This is a genomic window from Segatella copri, assembly GCF_009494835.1.
In the GTDB taxonomy this organism is placed as follows: Bacteria; Bacteroidota; Bacteroidia; order Bacteroidales; family Bacteroidaceae; genus Prevotella; species Prevotella copri_F.
In genome coordinates this window covers 1-12,458 of the sequence record NZ_VZBE01000064.1, presented here as the reverse complement: position 1 = coordinate 12,458, position 12,458 = coordinate 1, and the positions used below count along the sequence as shown (strand labels likewise).

Below are 12,458 nucleotides of genomic sequence, written 5' to 3'. Positions count from 1 at the left end.
GGCGACTAAGCTTCAAATGCTCGGAGAGTTCCTTGTCGGTGAGGTATCGCTCCCCGTCCAAAGGTGGGCTATAGGACTCGATGAATGAGGAATCGGATTATCCAAAAGTTGTGATAATCCGATTGAAAACTGCGTCCGGCCACTAGCCATCGGCAGAAAGAACTATATGTTCTGTGGAAACCATGATGCGGCTGAGGAAGCGCCCATCATGTACACTATGATGGGATGCTGCAAGCTGGCTGGTGTTGACTTCCGAAAATGGACAACCTACTTCTTGACTCATATACATGAGTATGATAATGATTATTCAAAAGACTTGGCTGACTTCCTGCCATTGAGCCTAAGAGAGAAGGGAGTTCTGTAGTCACCCTCTGAAATTCTTGTAACTTCTTCTAATTTTCTTTGAATATCTCCGAAAATCTTGTAGAACTTTGAAGATTTCTACAAGATTTTCTGAGAATATGCAAGACGGGGTTAGCCGATGGCTTACAGTATTGAAACTATGCCAATAGGTAAAAGTAAAATCTCAGATATGGATTTCGGTTCTTTCGAGAACACGATTGACAAGAATATCGAAACGGATAAGGCTTCAGATAAGTTTGACCAACAGCTTCAAGCCTACAAGGATGCTGGCAATAGTTTGACTTCAGCAAAATCAGAACTTGAAACGGCAACAACTTCTTTACAGGAAGCAAAGGACAACTTGAATAAAGCCACCGATAAAGCAGATGCGGTTACGAAAGCCATTGATAGCTTTATTGCCAAAGTGAAAGATATAAAATTCAAGGCTAAGGTTGATGATGCCGACATTGAGAAACTGACAGATAACAGAAAGAAACTCATTGGCGATGAGTCCAAACTTCTTGAAGACCACCGAAAGGAGAACAAGGATATTCTCACTTGCCATTTCTATGATATGTCTAATATGATGTCAAGGAATGAAGGTGTGTGGCTGTCGAATGGTTGGGTAAAGGCTTTTCTTTGGATATTCCTGCCGTGTTTTCTTTATACGGTCATTTCGATTGTATATTTAGTTGCATCGTGCATAGACAAGTGAAAAAGCGGATGGTTGTTGTATAATCAACTCCATCCGCTATATTTGCTTTTATAATTGTGTCATTCTAACAGAATGACGTGTGCCTGAGTATTGTCCATATCAGGCATTGTCATTCCAACTGGTGCACCAATATAAGTAGGATCTGTAATGACATAATGTTTTCCATTTAAAGAAATATAATCCCCGGTAACATTATCTGTAAAGCATACTGCACTTGCCAAATGTCCTGGGTAAAACACTAAAATAGTTTTCAATCCCAATAAGTCCCTTATTAAACGACTGAATAGTATAGATCTGTCTTCACAGTCACAATAAGGATAATATAAGGTTTCTTCTGCAAAGAAGGCCCTGTCGTGTCCCCACACTTTATCATCATATTCATAAACAAATGCAGTTTGAACCCAATTCAGTAACTTGTTAGCAGCTTCCAATTGACTCAAGCCATTGATTTTTTCTTTTAGTGCAGGATAAAGGTCTTTTTTCACATGTTCATCCAATGGCGTGTTGGCATACATTGCCCACCTTGTCATAAAGTTATTATTTACTTCCGATGTTGGGTAAGTATTATAGAAATCTATTAGGTTCTCGTTAACTTGAACTTGTACTTGAACATTTGGATATCTTTTAGATGTCAAAGTTCGCAAATCACTTGCCTTATATTCAAATTTTTGATTTTGCGGAATATACAAGGATAAAGGTTTTTCTTGCGGAAATGATGCATCACATATTTCAAGTTGATTCTCGTTACATTCAAATGGATAAAAATTCAAATTATCAATATTAAAATATGCAATATCATAGATTCCATGTTCACTTGCATATAATAAATATATGTGTTGCTCATTTCTTCCTAATCTCATTTTATATCCACTTTGGGCATAAATATAAGAAGTAAGCATTGTCGCTTCATTGGAATTTCCATATATAGCTTTTGAAAATGAAGATAATAAGTTTAGGTATGCCCAATCACATAAGTTCCTGCCAACTCTTATTGCAAGACAGTCTCTTATGGTGTTGTTGAGTACGCCCTCTGCTGACAGTTGTGTCCAGACATTAGATAACTGTTCGTTGCTACAATCTTGGAGAGACAGATTTAGGTCCTTATTAAGGCGAATCTGGCATTTTGTTCCACAGTAGATAAAGTCAATCGTCCTTTCTTGTGGTTGAGAGTCCTCTTTGATGGGCGCGATAGGAGTAGGTTGTGGATCTGGTGTTGGTGGTACAACAACTTCCTTGATCGGGATAGGATTGCTCTCTATGGGCTTGTTCTTATCTTCTTCGGGAATAGTGACAGGTGGCACAGTCTCGTCCTTGGGTTTTGGAATGGCAGGCAAGGCATTGTATTGCTCCCAAGCTTGCTTTAAGAAAACGGCATATTGTTCGTTGGCTTGCGTTCTGAAGTCATTGTATTTTTGTAGTGCCTGCTTTTTGAAATCATCGTATGTCTTGCGAGGATTAATGTTTTGGGCAAAGCCGTTTGTTGAAGCCAACAACACCCAAAACAATATAGGCAAAAGTTTGTTCTTTTTCATCGCTTTATCTTATTTAAGTGTGATGTTTCTCCAGTCTTCCAGTTCTGACGAATTATATACAGATGGAGTTTGTGTCTTGTTCTTATCCTTGAAAGCTTGTTTGGAAACCTCTGCCTTCACATAGTCGGTTAATTCTCCTAAAGATGTATTCCCAGATGTTTCTTGCAGCTTTTTCAAAAGATAATAAGTGAACATACCGTGTCTTTCCTTATCGTATGGAAGTGCGGATTCGTCGCCTTGGCTTGCTGAGAATACAACAAGTTTACCAGTAGGCGTGTCTGGCTTGGCCTTGATAGCAACTCTTCTTGCTTCAGCGTTAGCTTGCTCATTTCTTTGTGCTCCACTGAAACAGGCATCTATAAAGGCTATGATGTTTTTTGCCGGCAGATTGCCCAATTCATTATATAAGTCCTTCAGACTATATCCTGTATTGGTATCAAAAGAAAAACCGTCGATTGGGAGTATATAAGAAGTACGGTCAGACTCGTTTGGTATTCCATGTCCAGCATAGTAGAATATAACTTTGGTGTCGTCACCATTTAATTTGGTTTGGTTTTTAAGCCATGCCAAGTGATATTTGATGTCATTGAGAGTTGCGTTTTCTGCATAGTGAATGTTGTCAGTTGGAATTCCAAGAGTCTTCTTGCAATATTCCGAGAATGTTTTTCCGTCATTCATCGCATATGGAACATTCTGTTCTCTTGTGTATTTCTCGTTTGCGATAATAACAGCATAGCATTTATTGTTAGATGTTTTGCAAACCGGAATATTTTCGTCAATGTTTGATTTTTGGTTGTTGTAGAGATATTGGTATTTCTTGAAACGGGCTGTAGTACTATTGTATTCGCATGGTATAACTTCTTCGCCAGTATCAAGGTTTACATATCCATATTTACCATTTCTTTTAACCTTGACCATGTTATGATGAATAAGATTCTGTCCATAAGTATCACCCAGCTCTTCACCCATGTATCTTCCAACTGTTTCGTATATGCATTGTGTCACTACTTTTTCTCTTTCCAAGTCCACAATTCCATATAAATCATTTTTTTTGGAAATAAGGAATCTCTTATTCAAAACGAGAGTCTTTTGGACGTTTCCAACAGCATCTATTGATATTGTACCAATGTCATCAAACTTGTCATATAAAATATTTTTACCATATTTATTAACAAACCATTTCAGTCCATTTTTCTCGACCAATGCCAATCCTTCCTTAAATTCGCCAAAATCTGAAAGTTTATCAAATACTTGATTCTCTAAATCTTCATATCCAGATCCATAACCTTTTACATACTTAAAGAAAAATCCTCCATCTTTTCTTTTTTCACAAAAGAATCCATTTGAAGAGAGTGAAAATGTATCATAAGATATACTTTGTTCGTTTAAAAAATCGGTTTCAAAATAATGGTAGCCGTATATTTCGACGTAAGTTCTATATTTGGAATCTCCTTTTTCGTCTATAATTTCTAAATTGTATCCATAGTTGTTTGATGGATTTTCAGGAGTCTCTACAATAGCATATTCCCCTAAAAATTTAGAGGCTAAATAATATTTGCAAGGAATAACAATTTCTCCCTTTCTATTAATATAACCAAATTTACCCAAATCATTTTTCTCACGATTTCCCCCTTGAGAAATTGCTGCATAATTACCATTGTTGTTGAAGAAAATATGAGTGTCGGAAATGAATGGTATGACAAGCTTGCCGTTTTTGTCAATGCATCCATGCTTTCCATTTTTTTCAACACATATTAATTCTCTACTATCGTTTTCTTCTGCACCAGGACATATAACCCATTCTGTTGGAGTTTTTGTTGATATGACATGTCCCTTCATATCCAACATGACTTTCTCATCATCTTTTTGCGCATGAATAACTCCGTCATATCTGCCGAGGTTTAATATGTTGTTGTCGTATATGCATGGAATAACAATCTTTCCATTTTTATCAACACAACCCATTTTGTTGTTCTTTAAAACATCTGCAAGGCCTTCATCGTGAAAAAGTTTCATGTTTTCATGATTTAAAATGATGTAATCGTAGACGCAAGGTATCACATTGTTTCCTATACTGTCTAATGCTCCGAACTTGCCATTTTGCTTTATAATAATATATTTGTCGCTACTAATGTCTTTTATTTCATAGCTCAATATTTGCTTCCCATAATAAGAGATAGTATTCTTATTCTCATCGGCAACCCATCCCCATCCTAAGGTATATGGCAGAAAGCGTTCTTCTTCATCAATATATGCGCTTCTTTCAAACCAACTACCATCTTCTAATTGGCTTGAGAAAAAAGTTCTGCCCCACAAATCTTTGTATTTAAAAGGTATAACAGTATTACCTTTTATATCGACACATCCCCATAATTTTGAAGATTGGTCGCATAATGGGAACAACATCTTGTTAAAGTCTTGTGAGTAACTGAATATAAAATTCATTAATAATACAATTATACAAATGGCTTTTTTCATTATCTTTAAATGTTAAGTTGTTGACAATTGAGTGGTGAAAAATTTTTACGTTATAGAGTGTTATCTGGATTGTCTTCTTCTATAATGCACTTCATTCCTATGTAAACGAATTGTTTCAGAATCAATATATCTTCATTTCTCAGACGAATACATCCTTCACTACTTCTTGTCCCAATTGATTCTGGCAAACATGTACCATGAATGCCAATGCTATTGAATTTTGGAACTTTTAGTCTGAAAAAGTAAGGACCATACGCACCTTTACGTAGTCCCTTTCCATCTTTAAAGTCATGCTTCCAACAAGAAGAATTCTCAATAGAACAAATTGTAAACGTTCCCTCAGGGGTTTTCTTATCACCTGCTTTCGTCTTATTTCCATAGTTCTTTCCCACGGCAATTGGGCATTTGAAAATTGTGTCACTATTTTCAATAACAAACAGCTTAAGTTCTGTTTTTGACACAAAAATATATCGTTGTCCCAATATACTATTGCAAATAAGCAATATGAATACAAACAGCAATGTTCTCTTACTACACAACTTTTTTACAATAGCCAAAATGTAGTTCATAACTTATACGCTCTTATTATAAATGATAAGTAATAAAAAAACATCAAATTTATAGCGTGCGTTTTTTCCAATTTGTGATACTCTTTGAAAAAAGTATTGATGGAGTTTGCATCTTTTTATTTACAGAAACGGATGTTTTCATAACATTGCTTTTAACATTATCAAAGAATGTTCCGAGTTGAATTTGCCCACGTCCTTTCTGTAATTCTTTTAACAGAAAATATGTGAACATTCCATGTTTTTGGTCTTCGTAAACAGATGCGGTTTCATCTCCTTGGCATGCTGAGATAGTTATAGTATTTCCTAACGGTTCCGTTTCTTTCGCCTTTATGGCAACACCCCTTGATGAAACCAACATATCTCCTTTTTTTTTCGTCCCACTAAAACAGGCATCTAAAATAACATAAGATTCTATGTTGTTTGCTGAAAGTGTACTGTATATATCTTTTAAGTTTAATCCTGAATTAGCATTTTTAGCAAATCCGTCTGTTGGCAAAAGATATGTTGTTTGAAGGTCTTCCGATGGCATACCATGTCCACTGTAATAAAATATGATTTCTTTGGCATTCTTTGAATCTATATTCTGTTTCAGCCATTCTAATTCCCATTTCATTTTATTTAGTCCCGCATTTTTTATCAAGTGTACATTGTCCTCTGGGATACCTAATGCCATTTTGCAATATTGGGAAAATACACTTCCATCATTTGATGCATAAGGAACATATTCTTCATATTCGTAATCTTCATTTGCAACAACCAACACATATGTACTTTTTCGTGTATTTCTTTCTCCTTGTGGAATATCCACATCAACATCGGAATCTAATGCTAATTTTGCTATAACGTTATCTTCCCATTCAGATGCATTCTTATATATTTTTGCATTAAGAACGCCTTCTTTATAGAATCGTTCGGCATAATTGTCTTCTTCTGCACTCATTAGATTTCCATTTTCGTCATTTTTAATATTCGTAAGATGAATGATATGTCTATCATGTTGAGCTTTATAATAATACTTAAGTGCATTTTTCAAGTCTCGTTCATCAAGTGTTTTCCTATATAAACGTTCGTAGCATTCTCCTAATCTATCCTGAGCTGACCAATTTCCTTGGTCGGCAGCCCTTTGATACCATTTTGTAGCTTCCTTTAAGTCTTTATCTACAAATAAGCCTTCTTCAAAGTATTCGGCAAGCGCAAATTGTGCTCTCGCATAGCCATTTTCTGCCGATATTCTATATAACCTAAAAGCCATTATGTCTTTATGGTCATAATATTCGGCCAATGCACATGGGCTTTTCTCTAAATCTATTTCTTCATCAACAGCCCTGTGTAACAATTTCTTGCCTTCTTCTATTTTACCTTCTTCACGAAGAATTAAGAACAAATTAAACAGGGCATATTTCCTACCATTAGCTTTGGCATCATCGGTGTTGTTTACAGCCTGCCAATACCATTTTTTTGCAGTATCATCGTTTGCAGTAATTCCACTATGCTTTCCATATCGCTTATCATAGAGTCTACCTATGTTAAACTGAGCACCCGCTTTCTTTTGAGCAGCAGATTTCTTATACCATTCAACAGCCGTTATGAATTCCCCTTTTTCTTCATATATATATCCTAATAGATTTTGGAAAGCTCTATCTCCACTCTTCGCAATAGGTAGCGTTTGTTTTATAGCTTCATTTATAGAACCTTTTTCTACCATATCTATAATTTGGTCATATAGTTCATCATTTTGTGCATAGGAAGTAAATATACTAAGACACAAAAATAATACGGTACATATCTTTTTCATTTTTTTATAATTGTTAAGTTTTTGGCTTTAAAAACCATTGCTGGGTCTTTTACACGTTTTTGCGACAACCACCTTTGAAATTCCTTATTTGGCAGTTCTCGTGGCAAATTCTCTTGTTTCTTTGAATCCAAAGCTTTTACAAAAGAGTTTGATGAGAATATTATATAGATTTGATTTAACTCTTGTGTATGTGTACATGTCATAGTATACTCGTCTACATATTGGCGTAAGTCTGGGGAAGCCCATTTGGCTGAAAAGAATACATATCTTTCATTTGCTTTTACATAAACGTTCCCTTCTTCTTGATTTTGATAAGGCAATAAACAAAAGGCATTACCATCGTTGTCTATCAAATAGACTGCTATGTAGCCTGACAAAGGAGACATAAACGATAAGAATAAATCATCACCACCATAAAATGTGTCATCATCAAACTTATCATCTGTTCCATTGCGCAGTATATGGAAATCAAAGTCTATGTGTGAAGATACGATTTCACGGATTTTACCTTTAATCCAAACTTTTACTACAAGTTGTTCTCCATTAATTTCCGTTTTGAAAATAGGATTTCCTATAGTTTCTATCCATTCTCCTTTCACCTCACTTCCACCAATTGACATGAAATCGATATTGGATTTGCCATTTTCATTTTTTACTAAAGTTGAATTTGATTGAGAAACGACAGTACCAAACTCATCAGCAATCAGCTGTATTTTTACACGTTCTAATGCAATATTTTTTGCTTTTTCCAAATCTACACTTTCAGGTACTACGTATGTGTATTCTCCATCAACAGTTTTAATTTTTTGTGGATAACTACTGATGGAAAATAACATACATATAAAACTACAGAACAGCCTTTTTACCATCCCAAAATTTCATCAAGTTTCTTTTGGATATCTTCGCTTTTGCTTTTTAACTCGTCTTGTACTGCTCGTTTAGCTGCAGCTTTTGCCATTGCGCCATTGTAGGCTATGCGAACAAGCACTTCTTTGTTTTTGTTCGTCTTTATGCGATAGCATTCCATAACCGTTATGGTACGTCCTATACTTTGAGAGATGAGATTCTTGGCTCCCATAATACTTTGTGCCAAAGAAGAAGCCTCTTCATTTGCAAGTTGTTGGTTGGCTACTGAGTTCTCAATCAATGCTGTTACTTCTGTTTGTATCTGACCTGCTAGATTCTGCTTGGCTAATTCTAAAGCCTGCATTTTGGCGGCATCATAGTTCTCGCCAATGCTCATCGCTTCTCCCATAAGATACTTGGGGTACATATCATCATCATACTCCATTTGCATCATGTAAGACTTGTCTAATTGTTTCTCTAAAGGCAAAGCACCAGGGGCCGTTATCCAGCCTTCTTTTGTTAGTTTCTTGGCATCTTTTCTTGCTGCTTTAGATGCCTTTTCGTTTAGCTCACTCTTGGATACTTTACGCATCTCTTGACGTTCCTTACGAACATCTTTGGTAGTCTGCGCTGTCATGTTTGCACTAAGGCAAAGAATGACAAACGTACATACGAACAATTTTCTCATTGTAGGAATTCTTTTAATTTATAATTGATTTTGTATTGTTTCTAAAAATCCATTTGGAATATAAGCAGTTGCCACCAAACATAGACCAGATATTTCCACAACAACACGTTGTTGTCCTGCAATGCGGGCAACTTTTCCTATAACACCTTTAAACTCTCCATCTATTACCTTAACTATGTCACCACTTTTATAATGACATTGTTCCGATGACACGACTCGTACATGTTCGCTATCTGTGCTTGTAGCTTTTATAAAGTTTGTCATTGCTGTAAATGGAATGATGAGAGGAGGATGTTTGCCATTTTCCTCCAATGCTTTTGTCTTATCAAGATAGAATTTTAATATTGATGTTTCATCACCCTTTTTCTTGATAATGGAGTTTACAGCTTCTCTTGTAGCATATACAAAAAAGAGATTGGGAAGAAGAGGCTGCAATATTCGCTTCTTCTTCCCAATCTCTTTCTTTATGACATAGTGCATAGGCATATATGACTGTACGCCAGAGGTTGATATGATGCCACATGCTTTTTCTGTTCTATTATAGGTCACTCTCAGTACGAACCAATGATAATTTGGCTTTTGTACATATTCCGAGGACACCCCTGTATGTGAGCGTTGAGCTTCGGGGAGGACATTGGAGGTAAGTCCAACGTGAGGAGATCTGCTTCGACCTCGTTGGGTATGCGCATTAAGCAATGCGTTCATATCGTTTTCTATGTCTTGCATTAAATTAGCAACTAATAGACACAAAAAAGCGTGGAATCGTCCTGTTGTCCATTCCACGAGTCGAGGCTCTTGCATTGCCTATTGTTGTCGAACAGACAACGTTAGAGCCCACGCCGATATGAAAATCATTACCGTTAAGAGACCTATATAATACATTTGATTGCATCCGAAAGGGTACAATCCATGCTTACAAGGTCTCCACGGGATTGATATAATCACACCCGGGACATCTACCGTTGACCATATTCGAGACAACAATTATGAATTTGCAAGATTCGACTCGTCTCAAACACAGCGTCAGATAAACGCCTTCTATATGTCTTGACTCTCTTCCCACCCATTGCCCGCTTATTACCGAGAAAGTTGTTTGGACTTCTCAGCTTTCAGCTCGGCGTTGGCTCTCTGCGTATCGACATTGAGTAAACCCAATTTGACGCACAGATTCGAGAGCCACTGCAAAAATAACAAATTTTCTTCAAAACGAGCAAGGTTTACTTGGATTTTCTGTCAATACTGTCCGATTTTAACATTTGAGAGACTATTATTGCTGTATATGGAAGTATAAAAAGTACGGCATCGCCATCTAAAGCCCCTAACATCCATTGTGACAGATACGAAAAAGGAGTAAGAACATTATAGCCTTACTCCTTAATACGTATTTTATAAAATGTGAATACACATTTACAACGATTTGCAATATAAATCTTTCATTTTATCCAAATCAGGCAAAGCCTTCTGTAATTCTTCTGGCATATCCTGTTTGGTTTTATATGTTGCCACTCCCATTGGGCTGTCGTAGTTCCTTACAACAATGTCAACAAAAGCCTTGTTCATTTCTTTGCATAACACAATACCAATAGAAGGATTTTCGTGTGGCTTTTTTACAGTAAGGTCTAATGCCTGTAGATATGTACATAGTTGTCCCAAATATGAAGGCTTGAACTTACCGTATTTTAGTTCTACGGCTACCATTGCTGCAAGTTCTCGACTAAAGAACAAAAGATCTATGAACATTTCTTCTCCTTCAAGTACGACACGATACTGGTTACCCATAAAGATAAAATCCTTTCCGAATTGAAGAATGAAATCGCGCATGTTTCTTACAATTTCTTGCTCAACTACACGTTCGTCAATATCCTCTATCTCCAGTCCCAAATTTTCAGTATTGATGAAATCAAGCAAATATTCATCCTTAAACATTGATATTGTTTTCATTGATTGCTTGATGTCTGGTATCGCTTTCGGAAAATTGTTAGGCATATTGCCTTGATGGTGATATAGATCATCAGATAAGTATTTCCGTAATATGTACTTGTTCCAATGATGCAAGTTCACTTGATGTATGTACTAGATACGCTCATCTAAAGTGGTAGTTTTATGCAAAATTTCCATATGATGAGTAAAACTAATGCCCACGAAATCCTCTATACGTAAGTCTGCTGACTCTATAGGTCTGTTAATATAAAGGAGTGTTTTTTCTCCTATTTCAACACCTTTTTCTATCTTATTTTCAAGCTGTTGTAATTGGTTCGCCAATGGCGAACCAATTGAAAGGCATTGCCATTCCTCATAGAAAATACGCATTTTCTTCAAGTTGCCTGAAGAAAAGCCTCTTAATCCTGGCAATTCACGCAGCAATCTCTCACTAATAGCATCAAGAGCTTTTGCGCCCCAATGTGCTTGTTGTAAATTGATAGACACATAACGCCCTATACCATAATATAAAGACAACTGTATGGCATTACCAGATTGGCTTGCCTGTGCTTGAGCTCGCAAAATTGCCCCTTTTATTGTTTGGACAGCTTTATCTACTGTTATATTGTTTTCTTCCATTATACTCTGTTTTGATATTATCTACAAAGGTAGTGCTTTTAGCCTTTAAGCCACTATTGCACAACCCCTTTTTTGAAAAGAACGTAAAATCAATAGTATTATTGCGATGATTGTACTTTTATTAATCGCTTCACTCGTTGTACGGTACTTACCCCTTTACCACTCAACTTCGCCACATTTCTAATGGAATACCCCTTGTGGAGCAAACTTACTACTTCCCTATATTCGGCTTTCATCTGTTCTTCCGTTTTTACAGAGCTTATCTTGCGTCAGAGTTTCCCACCTTTCTCTATATACCGCTTCCGTCCTGACTGCAATCGGAATGAGATATTATCACGTTCCAATTGCGCACAGGTCGAAAGCGTGGCTACCATTATCGGGGCAAAGAGGGACGGATGTCCTTCTTCGTCCTATAATGTAAGTTGTTCCTTTTGTATGTAGAGGTTAATACCACAGTCAATGAGTTCCTTAACAGAGGCAAGAACCTCAAACGCATTGCGTCCCAGTCTTGACAGTTCGCTGACAAGTAGAATTCCAATGCGGTTTGCTTTGCAGTATTCCATTGCCTCACACAACACAGGACGCTCATCATTCTTCTTTGCGCCAGAGATGTGTTCCTCAAAGACCTTGCAAACTTCGAAACCCTTATACTTTGCATACTCAGACAAGTCTTTGACCTGTCTCTCGGTGTTCTGTCTGTCACCAATACTGGAGACACGAGCATATATTACTCCTGTTGTCATATTTATCAAAGATTTTATTTGTTGCCAACAGCTTCCCCTCGTCTTTGTTAATCTTCTCACCATTGGATGCCAGTGCGCCATACAATGAATTTCCAAAACTTATCTTTGCGACCATCTTTCTTCAAACTTACGGGTCAGTTCAACAATCTCACGGGTAAGAGAGACCAGTTCCCTGGTGCAGTTCTCCAGCT

The 12,458-nt window shown here is 36.7% G+C and carries 8 protein-coding genes and 4 pseudogenes; 2 read left to right on the top strand and 10 right to left on the bottom strand.

Annotation, left to right across the window (positions count from 1 at the left end):
- A pseudogene (locus F7D47_RS14790) lies at nt 1-91 on the bottom strand (helix-turn-helix domain-containing protein); the annotation flags it as partial.
- A 21-nt stretch (nt 92-112) separates the two neighbouring features.
- On the opposite strand from F7D47_RS14790, the pseudogene F7D47_RS09625 reads away from it, so the two are divergent.
- Nucleotides 113-364: pseudogene (locus F7D47_RS09625) on the top strand (IS66 family transposase); the annotation flags it as partial.
- Nucleotides 365-502: 138 nt separating this feature from the next.
- Nucleotides 503-1,057 (top strand): hypothetical protein, encoded by a 555-nt coding sequence (locus F7D47_RS09620; protein ID WP_228113447.1) that lies wholly within the window; start codon nt 503-505, stop codon nt 1,055-1,057.
- Between the two features lie 59 nt (nt 1,058-1,116).
- Here F7D47_RS09620 and F7D47_RS09615 read toward each other — a convergent pair whose 3' ends face one another.
- The 9 genes and pseudogenes from F7D47_RS09615 to F7D47_RS14955 form a co-directional block, all read right to left on the bottom strand.
- Nucleotides 1,117-2,589 carry a hypothetical protein gene (locus F7D47_RS09615; protein ID WP_153085149.1) on the bottom strand — a complete coding sequence of 491 codons (1,473 nt, stop codon included), beginning with the start codon at nt 2,587-2,589 and terminating at the stop codon, nt 1,117-1,119.
- Nucleotides 2,590-2,598: 9 nt separating this feature from the next.
- Nucleotides 2,599-5,067: a WG repeat-containing protein gene (locus F7D47_RS09610; RefSeq protein ID WP_153085148.1), complete on the bottom strand. Its 2,469-nt coding sequence runs from the start codon at nt 5,065-5,067 to the stop codon at nt 2,599-2,601.
- Nucleotides 5,068-5,117: 50 nt separating this feature from the next.
- On the bottom strand, nt 5,118-5,636 hold the full coding sequence (locus F7D47_RS09605) for a L,D-transpeptidase (RefSeq protein WP_153085147.1): 519 nt from the start codon (nt 5,634-5,636) through the stop codon (nt 5,118-5,120).
- Nucleotides 5,637-5,685: 49 nt separating this feature from the next.
- On the bottom strand, nt 5,686-7,431 hold the full coding sequence (locus tag F7D47_RS09600; protein WP_153085146.1) for a caspase family protein: 1,746 nt from the start codon (nt 7,429-7,431) through the stop codon (nt 5,686-5,688).
- Nucleotides 7,428-8,267, bottom strand: coding sequence for a DUF4384 domain-containing protein (locus F7D47_RS09595; protein ID WP_228113448.1), 840 nt, complete (start codon nt 8,265-8,267; stop codon nt 7,428-7,430). The genes F7D47_RS09600 and F7D47_RS09595 overlap by 4 nt, the downstream gene beginning before the upstream one ends.
- Nucleotides 8,268-8,293: 26 nt before the next feature.
- Nucleotides 8,294-8,965 carry a hypothetical protein gene (locus F7D47_RS09590; RefSeq protein WP_153085144.1) on the bottom strand — a complete coding sequence of 224 codons (672 nt, stop codon included), beginning with the start codon at nt 8,963-8,965 and terminating at the stop codon, nt 8,294-8,296.
- Nucleotides 8,966-8,983: 18 nt separating this feature from the next.
- Entirely contained in the window at nt 8,984-9,670 is a 687-nt protein-coding gene (locus F7D47_RS09585; protein ID WP_194252647.1) for a UpxY family transcription antiterminator, read from the bottom strand.
- A gap of 702 nt (nt 9,671-10,372) precedes the next feature.
- A pseudogene (locus F7D47_RS09580) lies at nt 10,373-11,524 on the bottom strand (PDDEXK nuclease domain-containing protein).
- A 98-nt stretch (nt 11,525-11,622) separates the two neighbouring features.
- Nucleotides 11,623-12,267 (bottom strand): annotated as a pseudogene (locus F7D47_RS14955) (recombinase family protein).
- Nucleotides 12,268-12,458: the final 191 nt, after the last annotated feature.

Bases quoted from the DNA above. Each gene is read 5' to 3' on its own strand.
- F7D47_RS09600 (WP_153085146.1), bottom strand. From the start codon at position 7,431: ATGAAAAAGATATGTACCGTATTATTTTTGTGTCTTAGTATATTTACT.
- F7D47_RS09595 (WP_228113448.1), bottom strand. From the start codon at position 8,267: ATGTTATTTTCCATCAGTAGTTATCCACAAAAAATTAAAACTGTTGAT.
- F7D47_RS09605 (WP_153085147.1), bottom strand. From the start codon at position 5,636: ATGAACTACATTTTGGCTATTGTAAAAAAGTTGTGTAGTAAGAGAACA.
- F7D47_RS09610 (WP_153085148.1), bottom strand. From the start codon at position 5,067: ATGAAAAAAGCCATTTGTATAATTGTATTATTAATGAATTTTATATTC.
- F7D47_RS09590 (WP_153085144.1), bottom strand. From the start codon at position 8,965: ATGAGAAAATTGTTCGTATGTACGTTTGTCATTCTTTGCCTTAGTGCA.
- F7D47_RS09585 (WP_194252647.1), bottom strand. From the start codon at position 9,670: ATGAACGCATTGCTTAATGCGCATACCCAACGAGGTCGAAGCAGATCT.
- F7D47_RS09615 (WP_153085149.1), bottom strand. From the start codon at position 2,589: ATGAAAAAGAACAAACTTTTGCCTATATTGTTTTGGGTGTTGTTGGCT.
- F7D47_RS09620 (WP_228113447.1), top strand. From the start codon at position 503: ATGCCAATAGGTAAAAGTAAAATCTCAGATATGGATTTCGGTTCTTTC.